Source organism: Pseudomonas sp. St290 (genome assembly GCF_018325805.1).
GTDB lineage: Bacteria > Pseudomonadota > Gammaproteobacteria > Pseudomonadales > Pseudomonadaceae > Aquipseudomonas > Aquipseudomonas bijieensis.
The window spans coordinates 5,248,019-5,270,859 of the sequence record NZ_AP014703.1 but is presented as its reverse complement, the minus strand read 5'-3'; the positions used below and the strand labels follow the sequence as shown (position 1 = coordinate 5,270,859).

Annotated in this window: 23 protein-coding genes; 10 read left to right on the top strand and 13 right to left on the bottom strand. The window is 61.7% G+C overall.

All coding sequences use genetic code 11. The features are described 5' to 3' along the window. Window positions 1-32: 32 nt before the first annotated feature. The 5 genes from colR to PBDP_RS22930 all read left to right on the top strand — a co-directional run bounded on the left by colR (window position 33) and on the right by PBDP_RS22930 (window position 3,713). Window positions 33-716 carry a two-component system response regulator ColR gene (colR, locus tag PBDP_RS22950; protein WP_109753864.1) on the top strand — a complete coding sequence of 228 codons (684 nt, stop codon included), beginning with the start codon at window positions 33-35 and terminating at the stop codon, window positions 714-716. Further along, window positions 706-1,983, top strand: coding sequence for a sensor histidine kinase (locus PBDP_RS22945; RefSeq protein WP_116833306.1), 1,278 nt, complete (start codon window positions 706-708; stop codon window positions 1,981-1,983). The genes colR and PBDP_RS22945 overlap by 11 nt, the downstream gene beginning before the upstream one ends. Window positions 1,984-2,099: 116 nt before the next feature. Next, complete coding sequence (locus PBDP_RS22940) at window positions 2,100-2,768, top strand: class I SAM-dependent methyltransferase (RefSeq protein ID WP_212801368.1); 669 nt, start codon at window positions 2,100-2,102, stop codon at window positions 2,766-2,768. 4 nt (window positions 2,769-2,772) lie between these two features. After that, the gene (locus PBDP_RS22935; protein ID WP_109753867.1) at window positions 2,773-3,483 is read left to right on the top strand and encodes a lipopolysaccharide kinase InaA family protein; all 711 of its coding nucleotides are present in this window, start codon (window positions 2,773-2,775) and stop codon (window positions 3,481-3,483) included. Window positions 3,484-3,485: 2 nt separating this feature from the next. Next, a complete protein-coding gene (locus PBDP_RS22930; protein ID WP_109753868.1) occupies window positions 3,486-3,713 on the top strand; it encodes a hypothetical protein in 228 nt (75 codons plus the stop codon). A 209-nt stretch (window positions 3,714-3,922) separates the two neighbouring features. Here PBDP_RS22930 and PBDP_RS22925 read toward each other — a convergent pair whose 3' ends face one another. The 11 genes from PBDP_RS22925 to PBDP_RS22875 form a co-directional block, all read right to left on the bottom strand. Further along, entirely contained in the window at window positions 3,923-6,949 is a 3,027-nt protein-coding gene (locus PBDP_RS22925) for a multidrug efflux RND transporter permease subunit (RefSeq protein WP_109753869.1), read from the bottom strand. Between the two features lie 13 nt (window positions 6,950-6,962). Then, window positions 6,963-8,111, bottom strand: coding sequence for an efflux RND transporter periplasmic adaptor subunit (locus tag PBDP_RS22920; RefSeq protein WP_163857065.1), 1,149 nt, complete (start codon window positions 8,109-8,111; stop codon window positions 6,963-6,965). A gap of 155 nt (window positions 8,112-8,266) precedes the next feature. Continuing rightward, window positions 8,267-9,364 (bottom strand): DUF1513 domain-containing protein, encoded by a 1,098-nt coding sequence (locus tag PBDP_RS22915; RefSeq protein ID WP_109753871.1) that lies wholly within the window; start codon window positions 9,362-9,364, stop codon window positions 8,267-8,269. A gap of 2 nt (window positions 9,365-9,366) precedes the next feature. Further along, window positions 9,367-10,431 (bottom strand): imelysin family protein, encoded by a 1,065-nt coding sequence (locus PBDP_RS22910; protein ID WP_116833304.1) that lies wholly within the window; start codon window positions 10,429-10,431, stop codon window positions 9,367-9,369. Between the two features lie 28 nt (window positions 10,432-10,459). Beyond that, window positions 10,460-11,887: a di-heme oxidoreductase family protein gene (locus tag PBDP_RS22905; RefSeq protein WP_212801367.1), complete on the bottom strand. Its 1,428-nt coding sequence runs from the start codon at window positions 11,885-11,887 to the stop codon at window positions 10,460-10,462. Between the two features lie 278 nt (window positions 11,888-12,165). Then, window positions 12,166-13,506, bottom strand: a complete 1,341-nt coding sequence (locus PBDP_RS22900; RefSeq protein WP_109753874.1) for a sensor histidine kinase — start codon at window positions 13,504-13,506, stop codon at window positions 12,166-12,168. Between the two features lie 66 nt (window positions 13,507-13,572). Beyond that, entirely contained in the window at window positions 13,573-14,010 is a 438-nt protein-coding gene (locus PBDP_RS22895) for a Spy/CpxP family protein refolding chaperone (protein ID WP_109753875.1), read from the bottom strand. Between the two features lie 301 nt (window positions 14,011-14,311). Continuing rightward, a complete protein-coding gene (locus tag PBDP_RS22890; protein WP_003178772.1) occupies window positions 14,312-14,989 on the bottom strand; it encodes a response regulator transcription factor in 678 nt (225 codons plus the stop codon). Window positions 14,990-14,996: 7 nt separating this feature from the next. Further along, on the bottom strand, window positions 14,997-15,407 hold the full coding sequence (locus PBDP_RS22885; protein ID WP_109753877.1) for an SH3 domain-containing protein: 411 nt from the start codon (window positions 15,405-15,407) through the stop codon (window positions 14,997-14,999). Window positions 15,408-15,513: 106 nt separating this feature from the next. Further along, window positions 15,514-15,813: a YciI family protein gene (locus tag PBDP_RS22880; protein WP_109753878.1), complete on the bottom strand. Its 300-nt coding sequence runs from the start codon at window positions 15,811-15,813 to the stop codon at window positions 15,514-15,516. A gap of 1 nt (window position 15,814) precedes the next feature. Further along, window positions 15,815-16,411: a septation protein A gene (locus PBDP_RS22875; RefSeq protein ID WP_109753879.1), complete on the bottom strand. Its 597-nt coding sequence runs from the start codon at window positions 16,409-16,411 to the stop codon at window positions 15,815-15,817. Window positions 16,412-16,498: 87 nt separating this feature from the next. Between PBDP_RS22875 and PBDP_RS22870 the strand changes: the two genes are divergently transcribed. From PBDP_RS22870 to rluB, 5 genes are all read left to right on the top strand, one after another. Beyond that, window positions 16,499-17,362, top strand: coding sequence for a PHP domain-containing protein (locus PBDP_RS22870; RefSeq protein ID WP_109753880.1), 864 nt, complete (start codon window positions 16,499-16,501; stop codon window positions 17,360-17,362). A 13-nt stretch (window positions 17,363-17,375) separates the two neighbouring features. Then, window positions 17,376-18,005 (top strand): L-threonylcarbamoyladenylate synthase, encoded by a 630-nt coding sequence (locus PBDP_RS22865; protein ID WP_109753881.1) that lies wholly within the window; start codon window positions 17,376-17,378, stop codon window positions 18,003-18,005. Further along, on the top strand, window positions 18,006-18,836 hold the full coding sequence (locus PBDP_RS22860; protein WP_109753882.1) for a segregation and condensation protein A: 831 nt from the start codon (window positions 18,006-18,008) through the stop codon (window positions 18,834-18,836). 11 nt (window positions 18,837-18,847) lie between these two features. Then, the gene (gene scpB / locus PBDP_RS22855; RefSeq protein ID WP_116833301.1) at window positions 18,848-19,795 is read left to right on the top strand and encodes an SMC-Scp complex subunit ScpB; all 948 of its coding nucleotides are present in this window, start codon (window positions 18,848-18,850) and stop codon (window positions 19,793-19,795) included. Between the two features lie 336 nt (window positions 19,796-20,131). After that, a complete protein-coding gene (rluB, locus tag PBDP_RS22850; protein WP_109753884.1) occupies window positions 20,132-21,367 on the top strand; it encodes a 23S rRNA pseudouridine(2605) synthase RluB in 1,236 nt (411 codons plus the stop codon). A 224-nt stretch (window positions 21,368-21,591) separates the two neighbouring features. On the opposite strand, the gene PBDP_RS22845 is transcribed toward rluB, so the two are convergent. After that, complete coding sequence (locus tag PBDP_RS22845) at window positions 21,592-22,557, bottom strand: M29 family metallopeptidase (RefSeq protein ID WP_212801366.1); 966 nt, start codon at window positions 22,555-22,557, stop codon at window positions 21,592-21,594. A gap of 92 nt (window positions 22,558-22,649) precedes the next feature. Next, window positions 22,650-22,787: a hypothetical protein gene (locus PBDP_RS22840; protein WP_003178782.1), complete on the bottom strand. Its 138-nt coding sequence runs from the start codon at window positions 22,785-22,787 to the stop codon at window positions 22,650-22,652. Window positions 22,788-22,841: the final 54 nt, after the last annotated feature.

The window sequence follows — 22,841 nt, the reverse complement described above, 5'->3', positions numbered from 1 at the left end:
ATGGCCGTTAACCGTATACGCAGGAGATGCCCATGCGAATTCTATTGGTTGAAGACAACCGCGACATCCTGGCCAATCTGGCCGATTACCTGGGGCTCAAGGGCTATACCGTCGATTGTGCCCAGGACGGATTGTCGGGGTTGCACCTGGCTGCTACCGAACACTACGACTTGATCGTGCTCGACATCATGCTGCCAGGCATCGACGGCTATACCCTGTGCAAGCGCCTGCGCGAAGACGCCCGGCTCGATACGCCGGTGATCATGCTCACCGCCCGGGATCAGTTGGACGATCGTCTGCAGGGCTTCAAATCCGGTGCCGACGATTACTTGATCAAGCCTTTCGCCTTGTCGGAACTGGCCGCGCGGATCGAAGCCGTCATGCGTCGTGCCCAGGGCGGTGGTCGGCGTGCCTTGCAGGTGGGCGACCTGAGTTACGACCTCGACACCCTCGAAGTGACCCGTGAAGGCAAGCTGCTCAAGCTCAACCCCGTAGGCCTGAAGCTGCTGGCGGTATTGATGCAGAAAAGCCCCCACGTGCTGCGCCGGGAAATCCTCGAGGAAGCGCTGTGGGGCGATGATTGCCCGGACAGCGACAGTCTGCGCAGCCATGTCCACCAACTGCGCCAGGTGATCGACAAACCGTTCGACAAGCCGCTGTTGCACACCGTGCACGGCGTGGGTTATCGCTTGGCCGAGGGCCGAGATGGAGTTTAAGCAGAGCCTTGCCCAACGGATCATCATCGCTTTTGCGCTGATGAGCGCGTTGGTGGCCGGGGCATTCGCCATGGGCATCGTGGCGACGGTCCACCTGGTGGAGGAAAAGCTGATTTCCGCCGGGCTTGGGGGCGATCTGCAACGCCTGCTGCTGATGGACAGCGTCTCGGACTGGAACCATCGCCCGGAACCCGACCAGTTGTTTTATTTCAGCGGCGGCCCGGGCGACTTCGAGTTGCCCAAGGACCTTCGGCATCTGGAGCGTGGTTTCCACGAGGTGTTTCGCGAACAGTTGTCGTATCACGCCATGGTCGAGATCGTGGACGGTCGGCACTACGTGTTGCTGCAAGACCAGAGCGACTTCGAAGAGCGCGAACGGGTGTTGTTCGCCGTGGTGCTGGTGGGCTTTGTGCTCAGCCTGGCACTGGCGGTATTTCTGGGCTGGGTCCTGGCACGCCGGGTGATGGCGCCGGTGGTTCGCCTGGCCCGGCAAGTGCGTCATCGCGATCAGCTCCTCGGCCTCGCCCCGCCGCTGGCGCCGGATTACGCCGCCGATGAAGTGGGCGAACTGGCCGTGGCGTTCGACGCGACACTGGGGCGGTTGCGCCAAGCCTTGACGCGCGAGCGGTTGTTCACCAGCGACGTAAGCCACGAGTTGCGCACGCCGTTGATGGTCCTGGCGACCTCCTGCGAACTGCTGCTGGAAAACCCGGCCCTGGATCAGCGCGGCCGCACACAGGTCGAGCGCATTAACCGGGCCAGTGAAGAAATGCGTGAGCTGGTGCAAACCTTCTTGATGCTCGCCAGGGCAGAGCGTGAAGACAACGGCATGTCACCTCGACTGGCCCTTGCCCAAGTGGCTGAAAACCTCCTCGGGGTGTGGCGTGGTCCCATCGAATCCAAAGGCTTGACGCTGATCTTCGAGCCGGGGCAAACCCTCGACACCCTGTATAACGCCACCTTCCTGACCGCCGTCATGGGTAACCTGCTGCGAAACGCCTTGCACTACACCGACCAGGGTTTCATCCGCCTCTCGTTGACCTCCACCGGATTCGTGGTCGAGGACAGCGGTGTGGGCATCCCGGAGGAGAAGCGCGAGGCGATGTTCGAGCCGTTTGTACGCGGCAACGAAAAACGCGGCGAGGGGCTTGGCTTGGGGCTGTCACTGGTGCAACGGATTTGTGAGAACCAGGGTTGGACGGTAAGCCTCAGCACGATGGAACCCAACGGTTGCCATTTCGAAGTGGCCTTGACTGCGCAGGGGTGAGTGCTTGGCTTGGAAAAATCTTGTAAATATTTGCGGTGTTTACATGACGTTGTTTTCACAAATAGATGACAAACCGATTCATAAGGTGGGGTGATCAGAAATGGAGTCCCCCCTCAATGTCCAAACCCATCAAGCTCGATTTTTCCGAAAAGTACGACGAGAAGCATGCTCGAAAATATTTTCACAAGCATCGCAGCGGTGTGAGTCGCCGTCTCTCCAACCTGAGAGATCAACAACTGGCCCGGCGTGCGTTAGCGCTCGTGGGCGACCCGGGCTTGGTGTTGGACCTGCCGTGCGGTGCCGGGCGTTTCTGGCCCTTGTTGGCCGAAAAACCGAATCGGGTCATCATCGGCGCGGACAATTCCGAAGCCATGCTCAAGACCGCATTGGAGTCTCAACCGGCCGATGTGGTGAAACGGGTACAACCCTTGCACACTTCTGCGTTCGACATTGCTTTACCTGATAGCGCCGTTGACAGCATTTTTTGCATGCGCCTGCTGCACCACATCGGTGAACCCGCGCATCGACTGGCGATTCTTAAGGAATTCGAGCGCGTTACCCGTGATAGCGTGATCGTTTCATTATGGGTCGATGGCAATTTCAAGGCCTGGAAACGCAAGCGGCAGGAACGTACTCGTGGGCAAAAAGGCTACCAGAATCGATTTGTGTTACCGGTTGCTACAGTAGAGGATGAGTTTCGGCAGGCAGGGTTTCGCATTCAGGAACGACTGGATTTTCTACCGCTCTATGCCATGTGGCGAGTTTATGTATTACGCAAGAGGTAAGGGCATGGGTGTACAGGTAGCAGGGACATCAACGATTCTGCTCGACGACTTCGAACATTTCTGGAGTCAGCAGGGTGAATGGGTGGAAGAACCCAATGTGCGTCGCGGCGGTGAAAGCGGTGTGCAACGAATCAAGAGCAAGGACGGCAAGCTGCTTTATGCCAAGCGTCAGACCGGCCATATTTATCGCAGTTGGCTGCACCCGTTCGGTAGACCGACCGTGCTGCGGGAGCAAGACGCACTCCTGGCGTTGACCCGTCTGGGTGTCCGTGTCCCCAAACTCATTTTCTGTGGCGCCCAGCGGGACCCGATTCACAAGTGGCGCGCGCTGCTAGTGACCCAAGCGCTGGAAGGGTTTGAAGAGATCGAGCACTGGTATGCCGCAGGTGGTCGCGAGCGTCATGGCGAAGCGGTGCATGATCAAATCCTCCTGGCACTGGCGCAAAACCTGGCCCGCATGCACAAGGGGCGTTGGCAACATGGCTGTATCTACATCAAGCACGTCTTTGTGCGCGTGACCGGAGAAGGTGAGGCGGCCAAGGCCGAAGTGGCTTTGCTCGATTTTGAAAAGTGTCGCCAGCGCCTGACCGCCCAGCGTGCCGCGTCCCATGACCTCAAGCAGCTGCGGCGCCATTCGTCGTTCAGCGATGCCGATTGGAAAAAACTCGTCTACTTTTATGAGGCGGCGTTTGGCAGCGCTATCAAAGGTTTATAGCGATGAAACTAGAAATTGCTAGAGGTTTGTTTTTAGTCGGAGCCCTGGCAGTTGCATCGATGGCGGTGGCTGTGTGGGAACAGCCACGCTCGCAGATCCTCAGTGCTTCGAATGCTGATGCGCATTGCCCTTTGCCGCGCGTGGCAAAGGCCAGCGAGGCGATCCGACCGGACAATGATCTGCTGCTGTTCATGTTCAGCCTTTCCCAGGGGATGAGGCCGCAAAGTTGAGAGACATGAAGCCAAAATAAAGGCCTCGCTTGTGCGAGGCCTTTATTTTCTGACTGCAGAAAAACCATTGTGGCGAGAGGATTTGTCCCCGTTGGATTGTGGGAGCAAAGCTTGCTCGCGAAACGCCCGCCCCGATTCCTGGAAGACCGCATCACCTTCATCGCGGGCAAGCCTTGCTCCCACAGTATCCCTCGCCACAGGTGTCCACTTCAGGCCTTGTCCGGCTTGGCCAGCAGCGTGTAGACGCAGGGCAACACGAACAGCGTGAACAGGGTGCCAATCGACATCCCGGTAGCGATCACCGTACCGATGTCGAAACGGCTCACAGCCCCGGCGCCCGTGGCGAGGATCAGCGGCACCATGCCGAACACCATTGCCGCAGTGGTCATCAGCACCGGTCGCAGACGAATCGACGCGGCTTGTTCCACGGCTTCGCGCGGCGTCAGGTTCTGCTCCCTGCGCAGCTGGTTGGCGAATTCGACGATCAGGATCCCGTGCTTGCTGATCAGGCCAATCAGCGTCACCAGGCCCACCTGGGTGTAGATGTTCATGCTCGACCAGCCGAGGAACAGCGGAATCAAGGCGCCGCAAATCGACAGTGGCACTGTCACCAGGATCACCAGCGGGTCCCGGAAGCTTTCGAACTGCGCGGCCAGCACCAGGAAGATGATTGCCAGGGCCAGGGCAAAGGTCACCCACAACGCGCTGCCCTCCTGTACGAATTGGCGCGAAGCCCCGGCGTAATCGAAGGCGAACCCTACCGGGGCCTCCTCCCGGGCGATCTGGCGGACGGTCTCGATGGCCTCGCCCATGCTCACGATGGGGAAGCCTGAAATCGTCACCGCATTGAGTTGCTGGAACTGGTTCAGTTGTCGCGGTCGCGCCCGGTCGCTGACCTTGATCAGGGTCGACAGCGGTAGCGATTCACCCTTGGCATTTTTCACGTAGTAGTTGTTCAACCAATCCGGGTTGTCCCGGAAAGGACGCTCGACCTGGGCAATGACCTTGTAGCTGCGCCCCTCGAGGGTGAAGCGGTTGATCTCGGCTTCACCCAACAGTGTCGCCAGGGTGCCACCCAGGTCCTGCATCGAAACGCCCATCTGGGCAGCCTTGGCGCGATCGATATCCACCACGACTTCTGGCTTGTCGAACGCAAGGTCAATGTCCATGAAGGCGAACTTGCCGGACTCCAATGCACGCTTTTTGACCCGGTCGGCAATCTCCAGCAGCGTCGCGTAGTCCTTCGGCGAGTTGATGACGAACGCGAACGGCAAGCCTTCGCCGGTGCCTGGCAGCGAAGGCAGGTTGAAACCGAAGATCTGCAAGCCAGGCACGCTTTCCAGCTTGGCCTGGACCTCTGGCAGGATTTCCATCTGGGTGCGGCTGCGTTCGTTCCAGGGCTTGAGCAGGAAGCCGCCGATGCCCGATTGCACGCCGTTGTAGCCATTGATCTGGAACGAGGAGTAGTACTCCGGGAACTCCTTGAAGATGGTAATGAAGTGATCGGTGTACGTGTTCAGGTAGTCGAGGTTGGTTGGCTGCGGGGCGTTGGCCATCATGAAAATGATGCCCTGGTCCTCGTCGGGGGCCAGTTCGGACTTGGTGAACATGATCAGCACCGGAATCAGCAGCAGGACGATCACCGCGAACACCAGCACCACCGGCCGGGTGTTGAGAGTGCCGTGAAGCATGCGCTGGTAACGGCTCTTCAAGCGTTCGAAGACCGTGTCCAGCCGATGAGCCAGACCCGAGGGGTTCTCATCGTGGCGCAGGAGCATGGCGCACATCATCGGCGACAGGGTCAGGGCGACGATCCCGGAGATCACCACCGCCCCGGCCAGGGTCAATGCGAACTCCTTGAACAAAGCGCCCGTCAGGCCCTGGAGCAGGCCGATCGGTGCATACACCGCCGCCAGGGTGATGGTCATCGAGACCACCGGCATGGCAATTTCCCGGGCACCTTCTATCGCGGCGTCGAACGGGGTCTTGCCTTCCTCGATGTGCCGGTGAATGTTCTCCACCACCACGATGGCGTCGTCCACCACCAGGCCGATGGCGAGCACCATGGCCAGCAGTGTCAGGAGGTTCATCGAGTAGCCCATCAACTGCATGAAGAACATCACGCCGATCATCGACAGCGGGATGGTCACCACCGGGATGACCACCGAACGCAGGGCCCCGAGGAACAGGAACACCACGACGATGACGATCAGCACCGCCTCGAACAGGGTTTTCACCACTTCGTCGATGGAGGCCTGGATGAACAGGGTGGCGTCGTAGGCGATCTCGGCCTTGAGGTTGGTCGGGAGCTGGGCCTCCATGTCCGGCATGATCTTGCGCACTTCCTTGATCACATCCAGCGGGTTCGCGCCGGGCGTGGCCTTGATCCCGATGTACACCGAAGGCGTGCCACCAAAGGAACTGATGGTGTCGTAGTTCTCGGCGCCCATTTCCACGCGGGCCACGTCTCGCAGCAACACGCGGCTGTCGCCGTCGGTCTTGAGCGGGATCGCGGCGAAGGCCTCGGCGGACTTGAGTTCGGTATTGGCGTTGATGCTGGTGACCACATACTCGCCTTTCACTTCACCGGCAGCGGAGAGGAAGTTGTGCTGGCGCACGGCATTGGTCACGTCGGCGGCGGTCAGGCCGAAGCCGGCGAGCTTGACCGGGTCCAGCCACAGGCGCATGGCGAAGACCTGGTTGCCGAGGATCTCCGCCTCGGCCATGCCCGGCAGCGTCGCCAGTTTGGGCTGGACCACCCGTGACAGGTAGTCGGTGATCTGCGGGTTGTTCAGTTCCTTGCTGAAGAAGCTGATGTACATCAGTGCCGAGGCGTCGGCGGCCTCGCGGCTGAGAACGGGGTCCTCGGCGTCCTGGGGCAACTGGTTCTTGACCTCGTTGGCCTTGGCCAGCAGTTCGGTAAAGAGCCGGTCGCTGTTGGAGCCGATACGGGCGTAGACCGAAATCACCGAGAAATTCTGGCGACTGACCGAGGTCATGTAGTCGATGCCCTCGGCGCTGGCCAGGCTTTGCTGCATCGGCTGGGTAATGTAGCCCTGGATGGTTTCGGCGTTGGCCCCGGGGTAGGCGGTGGTCACCGTGATCAGGGCGTTCTCCATTTGCGGATACTGGCGCAAGGGCAACTTGCTCCAGGCCTGGAAGCCCAGCAGCACGATCAACAGGCTGACCACGGTGGCGAGCACCGGACGGCGGATGAATGGATCGGTAAAAGCCATGAGGGTTCCTTGATCAGTCCGCGCGCGGCGGGCTGTTCTGTTCGGTCAGGGTCTTGTCGTCGCTGATGGCGATGGGCGTACCGTTGTCGAGTTTGATCTGGCCGGCGATCACGACTTGTTCGCCACTCTGCACGCCTTTGGAAACCAGCACTTGGCCGTCACGTCGTTCGCCGGTTTCAACGAAGCGCCGTTCGGCGATCAGGACCGGCTGGCCCTTGTCGTCTTTCTCGATATTGCCGTCGGCGGCTTTCTTCTGGCTTACCACGTACATGGAGTTGCCGTAGAGGGTGTAGGTCACGGCGCTTTCCGGCACGACGATTCCGGCGGCCACCTCCGGCAGGATCACCTGCAGGTTGGCGAACATGCCGGGCAGCAGCTTGCCGTCGGGGTTGGCCAGGGTGGCGCGCACCAATACGTTGCGGGTGCTGTCCTCGACCTTGGGGTTGATCGCGCTGATGGTGCCGACGAAGTTCTGCCCGGGATAGGCCGAGACGCTGACGTTGACCGGTTGGGCAACGGCGAGCCTGGGCACGGTTTGCTCAGGGACGTAGAAGTCCACATAAAGGCTGCTGAGGTCTTGCAGGGTGGCGATCACCGTGCCGCTGGCCAGGTAGTCGCCGACGTCCACCTGGCGAATGCCGATGGTGCCGCTGAACGGCGCCAGGATGTGTTTCTTGGCCAGTGACGCCTTGAGTTGATTGACCGTGGCCTGGTTTTTTTTCAGTTGCGCCGAGAGCCGGTCGAACTCGCCCTTGGAGATCGCCTGGCTGCCCACCAGTTGTCGGCCGCGACCGAAATCCAGTTGCGACAGGCCAAGGTCGGCCTCGGCGGTTTCCAGCAGGGCGCTTTCGACGTCGCTGTCCAGTTGCAGGAGTGGCTGGCCGGCCTTGACCTTCTGCCCGGACTGGAATTGCACCTTCTGCACGGTCCCGGCAGTTTCCAGGCTCAGGTCCACGCCTTGCAGCGCCTTGAGGCTGCCAACGGTGGGCAGGCGAGCCTCCCAGGGTTGCTGGGCGGCCGTGGCTACGGCAACGCTGACCGGTGGTTTGGGGGCAGAAAACATCTGGATCTGCTGGTAGACGGAGAAGGCCTTGTAGCCGGCGAGCAACAGCACCACCAGCAGGACAACACCCAACATGATCAGCATGCGGCGTCGCAGCATGTTCCACTTCCTTGGAAAAGAGCTGAGGGAAAATACAGATAGGCGGGCACATTACTCCGAGTGTGCGGGGTATTCCAGATGCTGGCGGGCTGGCAATGCGTGGGATTTTTCCGAAAAATCAGGGAGCTCGGCGCCGATGCGCTTCGCTCCCTGGCTCAGGCCAGATGCAAATGGTTGTCCCAGAGCCCTGCCGGTAGATCCAGTGGTTTTGCAACCAGTTGTGTCTGTCGGCAATCGTAATAGCGGCAGCGTCCTTGGCCCGACGTCACGACGAAACCATCGGCCACCGCGCCTACGCCGGCGCAGTCCGGCAGCGGTGCGTCCAGGCGTACGTCGCCACTGTCCAGGTCCCAGATGAAGAAGCGGTTGCCACGAGGGGCGGTCAGGGCCACCAGGCGCAAGTCGCTGTGCACGGCGACGCTGGCGGTGTAGTGCCCCATGGCCTGCAATTGCTCTTCAGGCACCGGGAACGCCTGGAACGGTTGGCCCGGCCGCTTGATCGCCACCAGTTCCGACGACTCGTGGGCAGCGCCCATGAACTGCTGGCCGGAGACGATGGTGCCGTCGCTGGCTATGCCCAGGTGGCGCACGCTGTTCATCGACTGGGCGAGGGTTTCCTTGCTCAGCAGGGTGCCATCGCGTTGCATCAGCACCAGGCTCGGCTCCATGGCGTCGAGGTTCATTTCGACCCGGCTTTCGGCCTCGGTGCGAATGCCGCCGTTGGCGATCACCAGCGTTTCGCCATCGGGCATCCATGACACCTGGTGAGGACCGATGCCATGGGTGGAGATCTCGCCGCTGTGTACCAGTCGCTCGCCTTCGAAACGGTATACGCCCAACAGCCCGCGTCCCGGGTCGGTGGTGTCGTTCTCGGTCGCATACAGCCACTCGCCGCTTTTGTGGATCACCGCGTGGCCATAGAAATGCCGGTTCGGCAACGAGGTGATGGTTTGCAGCAGCGACCCGTCGCGCAGATCGATCAGATAGCTTTCGGTGCCTGGACGACGGGCGACGAACAGCGCAATCGGCAGTGTCGGATGGTTGATGATGTCATGGCAACGCTGGCCGACCTGGGTGGCGAACACCCGCGTGCCGTCCAGTCGATAGCCGACGGCGTAGTGCTTGCCGTCGCCATCGTCCCGTGCCGAAAGCAGTAGCGGACTCTTGTCCTTTTGCTTGAACAGCGTCCAGCCGCCCAGGGTAACGGCGCCGAGCAGCAAGCTGCCCAGTGCCAGGACCTGACGTCGAAACATGATCAGTCACCGTCGTTGGCGTTGAAGCCCAGTTGAATGCCCAGCGCCTTGGCCAGTTCGCCTTCGTGCAGGCGATGGACGACGTTGAGGCTGTCATACAAATCGTTGAGTTGCTGGCGCCCGGCATCGTCGTTGAGCATTTCGGTCAACGAGCGCTGGCTGCTGGCGAACAATTTCAACGAGGCATCGTAGGCGGCATCGATCTTGTCGGCCAGTGGCTTCTGGTCGCTTGGCAGCAGGCCGCGCAGGCCCTTGTTGTCCACGCCGGCCCAGACGGTCCTGGCCGCGCTCAGGCTGGCCTCCAGGCCTTGCAACGACGACTGGCTGCGCCAGGCATCGGCCTGGAACGGTTGGGGTACGCCTTTGCTCTGGCGGCCCATCGGCGTGCCGAGCTTCTTCTTCAGCGTGTCCAGGGCGGTGACCTGCACACGCAGCAGGTCGGCGATGGCCTCGTGAGAATCGGCGTAGCGCTGGTTGGGGAACTTGCTCATCTGGGCGAGCATGCCGTCGTTGGTGTTCCAGCGCGACAGGATCTCTTCGGCCAGTTGTTTCTGGCGTTCGCCGATGGCGGTGAGCAGTGGGCAGTACTTGGCTTTTTGCGCACTGTCGGCCATGTCGATCTTGGCGTCGAACAGCAGGTATTCATAGGCCGAGAGGCCCTGGACCACGACGCTGGACTTGGCCAGGCCGGCGGCGTCGATCTGTGGCTCGCTGTTGACCAGTTGCTCGACCTGGCGGCCCACCAGGTTTTTCTTGTCCGGCCAGAACTGCACCTGCCAGGCGCGGTTGCCCTCGGCCAGCGGACCGATCAGCAGCGGTTGCAGCTCGGCCCAGGCTTTTTGCGCCTTAAGGAAGTCTGCGCGGGCAGTTTCCAGGTTTTCCTTGCCTTGGCAGAACGCCAGGGCGCTGCTCGCCAGTTGCCGGTCGGCATCGACCCAACGGCTGTAGGTCGGCAGGATCACTTGCTTGGCGATGGCTGCCGAGGTGACGGCTTGCGGATCCTGGGGCGAACAGGCGCCAAGGGCGATGGCGGCGAGGCTGGTGAACAACAGCTTGGGACGGAACATGTCGTGCTCCCACTTCTGGAAAAGGCGTTTAAAGGGAATTCAGAAAGGCCAGCAACGCGGCGCGCTGCTCGGCATTGAACGATAAAACCTGGCGCTGCGCCGCTTGTGCTTCGCCGCCATGCCATAGCACGGCTTCGAGCAAGTCACGGGCACGACCGTCATGCAGGAACTGGGTGTGGCCGTTGACGGTTTCGGTCAAGCCGATGCCCCACAGCGGCGGGGTTCGCCAGTCACGGCCGCTGGCCTTGAATTCGCTGCGGTTGTCGGCCAGGCCTTCGCCCATGTCGTGCAGCAGCAGGTCGGTGTAGGGGCGGATGACCTGGTTGGCCAGCTCCGGTTCGGCGGCGTTGGCGGCGGTGGTGTATTTGGGTGTGTGGCAAGACTGGCAGCCGGCCTGGAAAAACAGATTCTTGCCCGCCAGCACCTGGGGCGAGTTCACCTCGCGGCGTGCCGGTACGGCGAGGTTGCGGCTATAGAACAGCACCAGTCGCAGGATGTTGTCGCTCACTTCCGGTTCGCCGTCCGGGCCGTTGCCGCTGGGCGCCCGCTTGCAGTCGACTTGGCTCTCGGTGCAATCGTCGAACGGTCGCAGGCTGGTGGTCAGGCCCATGTCGCCGGAGAACGCGTGGACGTTCTGTTGGTTGAGATTGGGCTGGCCGGCCTTCCAGCCGAAACGCCCCAGTACGGTTTTTTGCTGGGCATCGTCCCAGACCTGGTTGGGGCGGCCGGCGACGCCGTTTTTCTCCCGCGCCTGGGCCTCGGCGTTGGCCAGGATGGCTTCGTCGGGAATGGCCTCGAGCAACCCCAGGCCGATCATCGGCGGGGCGACGCGGGCGGAAAAACGCGTGTCCGGGTGCATTGGCCCATAGGCCAGTTGGGTGATCCGCAGGTTCGGCTTGCGCAGCTCCACGACGGTGCCGTCCTTGAAGCGCACCGGGACCGGCGTGTAATCGACCCGCACCTTGCCTTCGGGGGCGACGCCGGGCACGGACATGTCCTGCAACTGCCCACCGTAGACCGGTTCCGGCACCACGCCCAATTGTTCGATGAGCTTGGCGTAAGGCGGCGCATCGGGAATCGACAGGCGTACCAGCATCGATACCGCGCTGGTCGCGTCCGGCGCTGGCGGGTGGCCGCGGCCGTCCTTGATATGGCAGTTCTGGCAGGCGTTGGTGTTGAACAAGGGCCCGAGGCCGTCCCGGGCGGTGGTGGTCGAGGGGGCGATCACCCAGGGGCTGCGGAAGAAACTGTTGCCGACGCTGAAGTCCACGCGTCGTGAGGGCGGCAGGTTGGCCGAGGGCAGGGAGAAGGCGTTCTGATCGCTCTTGCGTACCGTCGCGGCGCCACCGGAACGGGCTTCACCCGGTTCGGCCTGGGTAAAACGCGGGGCATCATCGCAGGCACTCAGGCCCAGGGCCATGAACAGTGCACATAAACGAAGAGGCAACGACGGCATCGGGCGACCTGGGAAATGAGTGAAAACGAGGGCGCAAAGTCTAACAGGGCGGGGCTGTTTGAATAAGAGGAATTATCGTTTGGTTGGTTGGAGAGCCGCTTCGATGTGAGAGAGGAAAGTACTGCTCACTCAAGGATCCGTTGTGACGAGCAAAGTTATACCGCTATGTGGGAGCAAGGCTTGCCCGCGATGAAGGTGATGCGGTCTATCAGAAATTGAGGCGCCTGTTTCGCGAGCAAGCTTTGCTCCCACAGTGGGACTGGCTTTCATCTGCGGAGTTATGGCTGGACAACCGCTCCCGGTACCAACGGCAACTCCAGTGTCGCAATGAAACCGCCTTGGGAATGATTGTCCAGCACCAGCGCGCCGCCATGACGTTCGGCGGCACGGCGGGCGATCGCCAGGCCCAGGCCATGGCCGGCGGCGGTCTGGCCGGGGGCGCGGAAGAACGGTTCACCCAATTGCCCCAGGTGCTCGGCCTCCACGCCAGGGCCGTGGTCGCGCACGCTGATCAGGATCCGTTCGCCCTGGCGCAGCGCGCGCATCTCGATGGGTTGCCCGGCGGGATTGAAGCGCTGGGCGTTGCGCAGCAGGTTGTCCACCGCTCGCTCGATCATGGTCGGCCAGCCCTTGAGGGTCAGGTCTGCCTCGGTTTCGAGGTGCACGGTTTGTTCCGGTGAAGCCAGTTGCGCATCTTTTTGCAGGGTAACCAGCAAGCCGTTGAGTTCCACCTCTTCGGCGCTGGCGTTATCGGCATCGACCCGGGCCAATACCAGGATTTCGCTGATCAGCGCTTCGAGGCGATCGCATTCGCGGGTCAGGCGCGGCCAGAGTTTTTCGCGCTCCTCGGGGCTGGCCCGCTCAGCCAATGCCAGGGCAATGCGCAGCCGGGCCAGGGGGGAGCGCAGTTCGTGGGACACGTCTCGCAACAGTTGCCGTTGGCTCCCGATCAAGCTTTGCAGGCGTGCGCCCATGCGGTTGAAGTCGGTGGCCAGTACGCCGAACTCGTCCCGCCGATTGGCCAGCTTGGCGAGGCTGTTCTGCTGATAGGCGGCTTGGCCCAGGTCATGCACCGCGCCGCGCAGACGGCTCAGCGGGCGAGTGATGGAGAGCGTCACCAGCAGACTGAACAGGGTCAGTACCACCAGCGCGATCCCCAGTGCACTGAGGGGCCAGAGCAGGCTGTCGCGGTGCCAGGCGTCCAGTTCGGGATGGGGAATGCGGTAGATGAACAGGTAAGTGTCGCCGGTTTTGGCGCTGGTGAATTCGTCGGTCAGTCGCCGCCAGGGCAGGCGTCGGTCGTTGTCATTCTGTCGAGCTTCGAAGGCCGCGGCGCGATGGGGGAAGGTGCCGCGTACCACCGGGTCGCCGCTTTCGTTGAACACCTGGACATCGATGTGATACTGGCGCTTGCGCTGTTGCAGGATGTCCTGTGCCGCGTCCTCGCCCTGGCTTTCGTAGGTTTGTGTCCACTCTTCGGGCAGGGTATTGAGGCCCGGGTGGCGGCTGAGGATCCAGGCGTCCTGGTTCAACATGTGGCCCATCAGGATCGAAAGTCCTGCAACCAGGGCGATGGCCAGCCAGAAACTGGCCAGGATGCGCCAGAACAATGAACGCACGGTCAATCCTCGAAAACAAAGAAAGCCCAACGGCGATCCGCCGTTGGGCTGGGGAGCTTCAGTGCATTATTGCGCTTTTTGCGGCTGTTGCGCTTTCCAGGCCTTGAACTCGGCCCACTCGGCGCGACGCTCGGCTTGCTTCTTCTGGATCGCGTCGAACTCTTTTTGCTGTTCAGGCTTGAGCAAGCTGCGGATCTGGGCGTCGACTTTCTGGTGCCGCGCTTCCATTTCATCTTGCATGGCTTTCTGGTCGGCTGGTGACAGTTTGGCCAGGTATTTCTCTACCAACTCGCGGCGTTCGTGGCGCTGTTCGCCCATGATCTGGCGGATCTGCTGGCGTTGTTCACGGCTCAGGTTCAGTTCGCTGAACGGACCTTTGTCGTGCATCATGCCGCCGTGACGCGGGCCATCCATCGGACCCATCGGGCCGGCGTCTCCAGGCATGGCCATGGCGACGGTGGGCAGGGCGGCAGCGAACATCAGAGCGATAAGGGTCTTGCGCATGGGGTATCTCCTTGTCTCATTCCCGGTCAGTTCCGGATGTGTGCAGATTACGGAGATCAAGGTCAGCGGCGGTCAGGGGTGGGTAAAGCTTGGGTAAAGACGGTTTGGTGTGGAGCTGACAAATCTGCAGGGGGACACAACACCCTGTGGCGAGGGAGCTTGCTCCCGCTGGGCTGCGCAGCGGCCCCAAGCTTTTGCGGTTGCTGCGCAACCGAGCGGGAGCAAGCTCCCTCGCCACAAAAGCCTCTACGGGCTGTAACAGTGCTCACAGCCTCTAGGGCTGTAATAGCAGCCACAATCTCTAGAGGCTGTAGTAATAGCCACGGCTACGCAGGGCCACGATGCGCGGGCGGCCGTCGGGGTGGGGGCCGATTTTCTTGCGCAGGTTGCTCACGTGCATGTCGAGGCTGCGGTCGTACAGGGTCAGCTTGCGGCCCAGGGCGATCTGCGCCAGTTCCTGCTTGTCCAGGGGTTCGCCCGGCTGCTTGAGCAACGCTTCGAGCAGGCGGCTTTCGGACACGGTGAGGGTCTGTTCCTGTTCATCGATGCTGACCACACCACGCACCGGGCTGAAGGTCAGGTCACCCAGTTCGATCTGGCTGGACACCGCCGCCGGGTGGCTGCGGCGTAGCACGGCGCGCAGGCGGGCGGTCAGTTCTCGTGGGTCGCAGGGTTTGGCCAGGTAATCGTCGGCCCCCAGTTCGAGGCCAAGGATGCGGTCCAGCGGTTCGCCACGGGCCGAGAGCATCAGCACCGGCAGCTCCGGGTGATCGTTGCGCAGCTGCTTGAGCAGTTCCAGGCCGCTGCCGTCGGGCAGCATCACATCCAATACCACCGCCGCCGGGGCGGTTTCGGCCAGGGCCTTGCGGGCACTCTGGCCGTCGTGGCAGGCGCGAACCTGAAAACCTTCCTGGCTCAACCAACTTACGAGGAGCTCGCACAGCTCCTGGTCATCGTCTATCAGTAACAGCTCGCTCATGACTCACTCAATTTAGCCATTGCCGACGTTGTCTACGTCCACCGCTGGCAAAGATACCGCAGAGCAGGGCCAATAGCGCTACCCCGGCGCCAATGACAAACCATTGCTGTTGATCGGTCAACAGGCGAGGCAGGGGGCTTGCCTGGGCTTCCTTGAGTTGCAGCTTCAGGCGCTGGTTCTCCTGGCGCAGCCGGGCCAGCAATGCGCTCTCGCGTTCGCTGTCGGCGCTTTGCAATTGTTTGCTCAGTTCTTCGCGCTGGCGTTCGCTGTCTTTCAAGCGTTGCTGCAGTTCGGCGATCTGGCCGCCGGCGCTCAGGGACAAGGGGGTCGAATGATTGGCATCGGTGCTCTCCTCGCCATGGGCGGGTGCCCCGACCGCCAATGTGACCAATAACAGGCACAACGGACCTTTGCGCATTGCAACTCCTGAATTCCAATCGAGATTGGACAGGTTGTCGGCAGGCAAACGAGAAAAATGAGCAATTGAGCGCAATGAGCCGCGAAGGCTCATCGCGTCAGGGGGGTTACGGCATGGACTGCTTGAATGGCTTGACCACGACATTGGCGTAGACGCCGGCCGCAACGAACGGGTCGGCCTCGGCCCAGGCTTGTGCCGCAGCCAGGGAGTCGAACTCGACTACCATCAGGCTGCCACTGAAACCTGCGGCGCCCGGGTCATTGCTGTCCACCGCCGGGTGCGGGCCGGCCAGCACGACGCGGCCTTCGGCCTGGAGTTTTTGCAGGCGCTCCAAGTGCGCGGGACGAGCGGCCTGGCGTTTTTCCAGGGAGTTGGCGACGTCGGTAGCAATGATTGCGTAGAGCATGTCAGTCCTCGGTTTTTGGCGTGGTGGGGTCTGCATCGTGCAGGTGACGGGACAGGTAGATACCCTGGCCAATCAGGAACAACAGCGTCATGCCCAGGCTACCGAAGACCTTGAAGTCGACCCAGTAGTCCTGGAACGTGAACGCCACGAACAGGTTGGCAGCGCCGCAGAACAGGAAAAAAGCGATCCAGGCGATGTTCAGCCGGGTCCAGATCAGGTCCGGCAGGCTCACGGCATGGCCCATGATGCGCTTGATCAGCAGGCGGTCACCGACGAAGTGGCTGCCGATAAAGGCCAGGGCGAACAGCCAGTTGACCACCGGAGCTTTCCATTTGAGGAAGGTTTCGCTGTGGAAGGCCAGGGTCAGGCTGCCGAATACAAGGCAGGCGATCAGCGTCAGCCACTGGCTCTTCTCCAGTTTGCGCTGGGATACGAACAATGCACCGTAGACCACCAGGGAACTGATGATCAGCACCGCGGTGGCGCTGTAAATACCGCCTACAGTCAAGGAATGACCGGCGAAGTCGACGGCCCGGGGATCAAGTTTGTAGACGATGAAAAACAGCAGGAGCGGGATGAAGTCGATGAATTGTTTCACAGTGGCAGCCAGAAGCAGGATGTGGCGGCATAATAACAAACATCCTTGGCCGCGATAGGGCCAGCTGATTTGAGGTAACAAACTCTCGTGAATGTTGATTTGCACTGCCATAGCACGGCCTCCGATGGCGCCCTGGCGCCTGCGGTTCTGGTGGCGCGGGCGTTCGAGCACGGCGTGCGAGTCCTGGCCCTGACCGATCACGACACCCTCGAAGGCCTCGACGAGGCCCGCGGCGCCGCCACGGCGCTGGGCATGCAGCTGGTCAATGGGGTCGAGCTGTCCTGCACCTGGGGTGGGGCGACCATCCATGTGCTGGGCTACGGTTTCGATGTGAATGCGCCAGCGTTGGTCCAGGCCATCGCACAACTGCGCGACGGGCGCTGGCTGCGTTCCGAGGAGATCAGCCGCAAGCTGGCCCTCAAGGGCATGCCCGGTGCGTTGGACGGTGCCCGGCAGATCCAGCAGGAACTGGGTGACAGCGGCAACGCACCGGCCCGACCACACTTTGCCGACTGGATGGTGCGCGAAGGCTTCGTCAAGGATCGCGCCGAAGCGTTCCGCAAATGGTTGGGCGCCGGCAAGCTGGGGGACGTCAAGCAGCACTGGCCGACCCTGGAAGAAACCGTCGAGACCCTGCGGGCCGCTGGCGCCTGGGTCAGCCTGGCACATCCTTGGCACTATGATTTCACCCGCAGCAAGCGCCGTCGCCTGGTCGCCGACTATATTCAAGCAGGGGGCCATGCCATCGAGGTGGTCAACGGCCATCAGCCTGCCGAGCAGGTCGGCAGCCTGGCGATCCTGGCCCGTGAGTTCGGTCTGCTGGTCACCGCCGGCAGTGATTTCCATGGCCCTGGGGGCTGGTCCGAGATTGGCGAATACCGCCCGTTGCCGGAAGATCTGCCACCACTATGGTGTAGATTCAAACATGATCCCGTTACCGCCGCCGTCTGAACAGGTAGAACACGTGAGTCAATTTTTCCAGATTCATCCGGAAAACCCGCAAGCGCGCCTGATCAAACAGGCTGTGGAAATCATCCGTGGCGGGGGGGTGGTGATCTATCCCACCGATTCCGCCTACGCCATTGGTTGCCAGATCGGTGACAAGAATGCCGTGGAGCGAGTAAGACGCCTGCGTCAACTGGACGACAAGCACAACTTCGCGCTGATCTGCAGCGACCTGTCGCAGTTGGGCCTGTTCGCCAAGATCGACACCGGCACCTTCCGCCTGCTCAAGGCCCATTTGCCAGGGCCGTATACCTTCATTCTCAACGCCACCCGGGAAGTCCCGCGGCTGTTGCTGCACCCGAAAAAGCGCACCATCGGCCTGCGGGTGCCGAGCCATCCCATCGCCCTGGCGCTGCTGGCGGAGCTGGGCGAGCCGCTGATGAGCGTGACGTTGATAATGCCCGGTGAGACCGAGCCGTTGACCGATCCCTATGAGATGCGCCAGATACTCGAGCACCAGGTGGACCTGATCATCGACGGTGGTTTCGGCGGCATGTCGGCGTCCACGGTGATCAACCTGGCCGATGGCGAGCCCCAGGTGGTGCGCGTTGGTTGTGGCGATCCGACGCCGTTCATGGTCGAGGCCTGAATGTCCGCCGTGGAAACCGTCGTGGACAGTGCAGACAGCCAGGCCGGCGCGCAGCAGGAGCTGCCGTTCGCCATGGTCTACGGCCAGGCGGTCATGGAAATGCCCCTGGACCTGTACATTCCGCCGGATGCGCTGGAAGTGTTCCTCGAAGCCTTCGAGGGCCCGCTCGACCTGCTGCTGTACCTGATCCGCAAACAGAACATCAATATCCTCGACATCCCCGTGGCGGAAATCACCCGCCAGTACATGGGCTACGTCGAGTTGATGCAGTCGGTGCGCCTGGAACTGGCGGCGGAGTACCTGGTGATGGCGGCCATGCTGGCCGAGATCAAGTCGCGGATGCTGCTGCCACGTTCGGCCGAGGTCGAAGCGGAAGAAGACGACCCGCGCGCCGAGCTGATCCGTCGCTTGCAGGAGTACGAGCGCTTCAAGGTCGCCGCCGAAGGCCTTGATGGTTTGAACCGGGTCGGGCGCGATGTGGTGGTGCCCAAGCTCGATGCCCCCGAGGCGCGGGCGCGCAAGTTGCTGCCGGATGTGAGCCTGGAAGAGTTGCTGATGTCCATGGCCGAGGTCCTGCGCCGGGGCGATATGTTTGAAAGTCATCAGGTCAGCCGTGAAGCGCTGTCCACCCGCGAGCGCATGAGCGATGTGCTGGAGCGGCTCAAGGGTGGCGGCTTCGTGCCGTTCGTCGAGTTGTTCACCGCCGAGGAAGGGCGCTTGGGGGTGGTGGTGACGTTTATGGCGGTCCTGGAATTGGTCAAGGAATCCTTGGTCGAGCTGGTGCAGAATGAGCCGTTCGCAGCGATCCACGTGCGGGCACGAGCCGAATAACGAGCAAATCAATGAATCTGACTGAACCCCGCGAGCTGGCCCCCTTGCTTGAAGCTTTCCTGTTGGCCTCGGGAAAGCCGCAATCGATGGAAAAGCTGTTCGAACTCTTCGAAGAAGGCGAGCGGCCTGATCCGGCCGTGTTCAAGAAAGCCCTGACACTCTTGGGTAAATCCTGCGAGGGGCGGGCTTTCGAGCTCAAGGAAGTGGCGTCCGGTTATCGCCTGCAGATCCGCGAGAAGTTCGCGCCCTGGGTCGGGCGCCTGTGGGAAGAACGGCCGCAGCGTTATTCTCGCGCCATGCTTGAAACCATGGCATTGATTGCCTATCGCCAGCCGATCACTCGGGGCGAGATCGAAGATGTGCGGGGCGTGGCGGTCAACAGTCATATCGTCAAGACGCTGCTGGAGCGCGAGTGGATCCGCGTCGTCGGCTATCGTGATGTACCGGGCAAACCGGCGATGTTCGCCACCACCAAGGCTTTTCTCGACCACTTCAACCTGAAGAACCTGGACGACTTGCCGCCGCTGGCCGAACTGCGGGAGCTGGAGCCCGAACCGATGCTGGAGTTCGACGACGTCCCGGTACCCCAGGGCCTACAGGAGCTGGCCGACGCCAGTGCGGAGCCGGAGGAGCCCAAGGAAGAGACCAGTTTCCACTCGTTGTTGCTGGAGCTGGACACCATGGAGGAGGGGCTCAAGACCGATTTCGACGACTTGCTGCGTGAAGGTCCTGGCCTCGAGGGCGAGTCGGATGAGTTGGCGGAGCCCGATAGCCCGGTGGGGCCTGCACCAGAGCCAGAACCGGAAGAAGACATCCTCGGCGTTGCCGAAGCTCGGGAAAAACTGCTGGCCGCTGTCGCCGCCCTCCAGCCGCCGGAACCCGAACTGAGCGACGAAGAGGCCGAAGCTCGCGCCCTGGCTGAAGCGATCGAAAACGAACGGCGCCAGTTCGACGACTGATTCAACTGGTTTGGAAACGCTGGCTGATCCACCTCCGTCTCCTGTGGGAGCTGAGCTTGCTCGCGATGACGGAGTAACATTCAGCATCAATGCAGGCTGACCCGCCGCCATCGCGAGCAAGCTCGGCTCCCACAGGGGGCTTCATTAAGTCCCCACCAAACGGGAAGCCACCGGTCGGCGGAAAAACGCTAAGCGCGCGTCGATCAACTAGTCTTTGATGCGCAATCGCCGCAACGAGCGTATGATTCGCGACCCTTTGGCGATCCCTTCGTCGAAGACCCGTTTTCAAAGTGTCAGGCCGCGTGCCTGGCCCGACCACACCGGGAGGTGCCCAGAATGAAAGACCAAGACCAGAACGACAGCCAGGAAATCGGCCCAGCAGGCGAGAAGCTGCAAAAAGTCCTCGCCCGTATCGGCGTCGGTTCGCGCCGCGACGTGGAAGCCTGGATCACCCAGGGCCGGATCAAGGTCAACGGCAAAGATGCCACCTTGGGCCTGCGTGTCGACATGCACGATGCCATCACCATCGATGGCAAGGTGATCAAGCGTGAAGAGGCCGCCGAAACGGTGCGCCGCGTGATCATGTACAACAAGCCCGACGGCGAGATCTGCACCCGTGACGACCCGGAAGGCCGTCCGACCGTGTTCGACAAGATGCCACGTCCGAAAGAAGGCCGCTGGATCAACATCGGTCGCCTGGACATCAACACCACCGGTTTGCTGATGTTCACCACCGACGGTGAGCTGGCCAACCGTTTGATGCACCCATCCTACGAGATGGACCGCGAATACGCCGTGCGCGTACGTGGCGAAGTCGACGACGAGATGATCGAGCGCCTCAAGGCCGGCGTCGTGCTGGAAGATGGCCCGGCGCGTTTCACCGACATCAAGCAGGCGCCCGGCGGTGAAGGTTTCAACCACTGGTACCACTGCGTGGTGATGGAAGGCCGTAACCGTGAAGTGCGTCGCCTGTGGGAATCCCAGGGGTTGGTGGTCAGCCGTTTGAAGCGCGTGCGTTTCGGCCCGGTGTTCCTCAACTCCGACCTGCCGATGGGCCGCTGGCGTGAAATGAGCCAGTACGAAGTCGACATCCTGGCCGCCGAAGTGGGCCTCAAGCCGGTGGCGATGCCGCAGATGACCGCCAAGAGCAAGGACAAGCTGGAGCGGATGCAGCGTAAGTCTTCGCGTCCGATGGGCAAGACCGAGCGCGTGCGTACGCTGCGTCCGGCTGCTGAAGGTGCGCCGACCGGCCCGCGTCCTTCCCGCGAGCCGCAGATCGAAGGTGAACGCCCGGCCCGCAAGCCGGCGCCACGTCAGGACGGCGAACGCGGCCCGCGCACGCCACGCCCGGCCAATGGCCGGACTGAACGCGGTGAAGGTCGCGGTGCTCCAGCCGGTCGTGGTACGCCAGTGGCCGATCGCCCGGCCGACACCAAGCGCCCGGCCAAGCCGGCGCCGAAAAAGCGCCCGGGTATCGTCCTGGTCGACCGCGACGCGCCATCGGGCAAGCGCCGCGGGGCACCGGCGGGTTCGGGGCAACGTCCGGGGTTTGGGCGTCGCAAGCCTGAGTGAGGCAGCGGTAAGTTTCTAGCTGCACGCGGCAAGAAAAAACGGCAACCATTGGGTTGCCGTTTTTTTACCTGACTTTTAGTGATGCGGTATTAATAAGTCCGCCATCGCGAGCAGGCTCGCTCCCACAATGAGACGGCGCCGAGCTCGTATCCCCATTCACTGAAGATCAACTGTTGGAGCGAGCCTGCTCGCGATGGCGTCAGTAGCACCACCATTAAACTAGCCTACAACACAAACCGCCCATCAAACATCGGCTCATTATCCAGGGCCAACACGCCTCCCTCGAAAATCAGATCCAGGTGATGGCTACCCTTGGCCCCGCCACCGAGCCCCAGGTGCAGGCCGCAATGGCGCTCCTCGAAGCCGGCATTGCGGGCGTACAGGCTCTTGACCCCTTCGTTGGTGCCGATTCCCAGTTCTTCGATGCGACGGTTGGATGGATTGGCGTCCAGGTACTTGTTGAAGTCGTGCTCCAAACCCGGAACGTCGGTGGCGATTTTCTGGATGGTGGAGTCTTCGATCCACAGCTCCAGCGGCGATTGCAGCACACCGTATTTGCGTGCGAACGGGATGGTGCTCAGGAATGTGCCGACGAATTTCACCCGGCCATTGATGGTGTCGCTGTGGGTGGCGATTTCGCCGGGGGCCAGGTCGTAGTTGCCGAGGCCGTTGATGTCGGTCCATTTCTTCACGCTGCCCAGGGCTGTGTCGAAATACGAACCGTGGTCATCCTGGAAGCTCAGGGTCGTCGCTTGGGACATGCGCCGGATCAGGTGACTGTTGAGCCCGGCGATACGCTGGGGAATCACGCTGAAAGTGTCGTAGAAATAGTCGCCGTAATCCTTGAACAGCAGCGATTTCTTCCAGTTTTCGGCCATCACGCCTTGCAGTGCGCGGACAAAGTCCGGGCCGTCGGGTCGAGGGTTGGGCAGGGTGGAGGAGTCGTAGAAGAAAATATACAGATCGCTGTCGGCAATGGCCTTGGACAGGCGTTCCGTGGATTCAAGGTCCAGGCGCATGGCACTGAACCGGAAGGGCGAACAGCTGCCAGCCTGTTCGGCGATGGCGCCGGTCAGCGCTTCGTAGTCAGCCGTATGGCCGAGCAGCACCTTGGCGGGCTGGATGCCGGCCAGTGCGGGATGGTGTTCGAGGTAGTAAAGGAAATGTGAGATGGCTTGTTGTGTGTCCATGCTTATTCTTCCCTGACAAGTTCATTAACTTCCCTGACAACCGGCAAAAAGTGGCGGAGTCGACCGGCCGGATCGCCTCCGCCGGGCAGTGCCTACAGAGGCCACATCGCCGTGCCGAACGGAACGACAGCGTCGGCTTGCATCATTTCAACGGCGGCTTCATGGGTAGGGGCTTCAAACCATTCGTCCAGTTGCAGTTCGGTTTCCAAGTCTTTGTCCAGTGCTTGCATAGTGAATCTCCTAGATGACTTTTACGGAAATCAACGGGCCGATTCGGCGAGTGT

Coding starts and splice junctions, on each gene's coding strand:
- PBDP_RS22885 (WP_109753877.1), bottom strand. CDS start 15,407: ATGCGCAAAGGTCCGTTGTGCCTGTTATTGGTCACATTGGCGGTCGGG.
- PBDP_RS22925 (WP_109753869.1), bottom strand. CDS start 6,949: ATGGCTTTTACCGATCCATTCATCCGCCGTCCGGTGCTCGCCACCGTG.
- PBDP_RS22840 (WP_003178782.1), bottom strand. CDS start 22,787: ATGCAAGCACTGGACAAAGACTTGGAAACCGAACTGCAACTGGACGAA.
- PBDP_RS22940 (WP_212801368.1), top strand. CDS start 2,100: ATGTCCAAACCCATCAAGCTCGATTTTTCCGAAAAGTACGACGAGAAG.
- PBDP_RS22920 (WP_163857065.1), bottom strand. CDS start 8,111: ATGCTGCGACGCCGCATGCTGATCATGTTGGGTGTTGTCCTGCTGGTG.
- PBDP_RS22935 (WP_109753867.1), top strand. CDS start 2,773: ATGGGTGTACAGGTAGCAGGGACATCAACGATTCTGCTCGACGACTTC.
- PBDP_RS22905 (WP_212801367.1), bottom strand. CDS start 11,887: ATGCCGTCGTTGCCTCTTCGTTTATGTGCACTGTTCATGGCCCTGGGC.
- PBDP_RS22895 (WP_109753875.1), bottom strand. CDS start 14,010: ATGCGCAAGACCCTTATCGCTCTGATGTTCGCTGCCGCCCTGCCCACC.
- colR (WP_109753864.1), top strand. CDS start 33: ATGCGAATTCTATTGGTTGAAGACAACCGCGACATCCTGGCCAATCTG.
- PBDP_RS22910 (WP_116833304.1), bottom strand. CDS start 10,431: ATGTTCCGTCCCAAGCTGTTGTTCACCAGCCTCGCCGCCATCGCCCTT.
- PBDP_RS22860 (WP_109753882.1), top strand. CDS start 18,006: ATGTCCGCCGTGGAAACCGTCGTGGACAGTGCAGACAGCCAGGCCGGC.
- PBDP_RS22890 (WP_003178772.1), bottom strand. CDS start 14,989: ATGAGCGAGCTGTTACTGATAGACGATGACCAGGAGCTGTGCGAGCTC.
- PBDP_RS22945 (WP_116833306.1), top strand. CDS start 706: ATGGAGTTTAAGCAGAGCCTTGCCCAACGGATCATCATCGCTTTTGCG.
- PBDP_RS22880 (WP_109753878.1), bottom strand. CDS start 15,813: ATGCTCTACGCAATCATTGCTACCGACGTCGCCAACTCCCTGGAAAAA.
- scpB (WP_116833301.1), top strand. CDS start 18,848: ATGAATCTGACTGAACCCCGCGAGCTGGCCCCCTTGCTTGAAGCTTTC.
- rluB (WP_109753884.1), top strand. CDS start 20,132: ATGAAAGACCAAGACCAGAACGACAGCCAGGAAATCGGCCCAGCAGGC.
- PBDP_RS22845 (WP_212801366.1), bottom strand. CDS start 22,557: ATGGACACACAACAAGCCATCTCACATTTCCTTTACTACCTCGAACAC.
- PBDP_RS22930 (WP_109753868.1), top strand. CDS start 3,486: ATGAAACTAGAAATTGCTAGAGGTTTGTTTTTAGTCGGAGCCCTGGCA.
- PBDP_RS22915 (WP_109753871.1), bottom strand. CDS start 9,364: ATGTTTCGACGTCAGGTCCTGGCACTGGGCAGCTTGCTGCTCGGCGCC.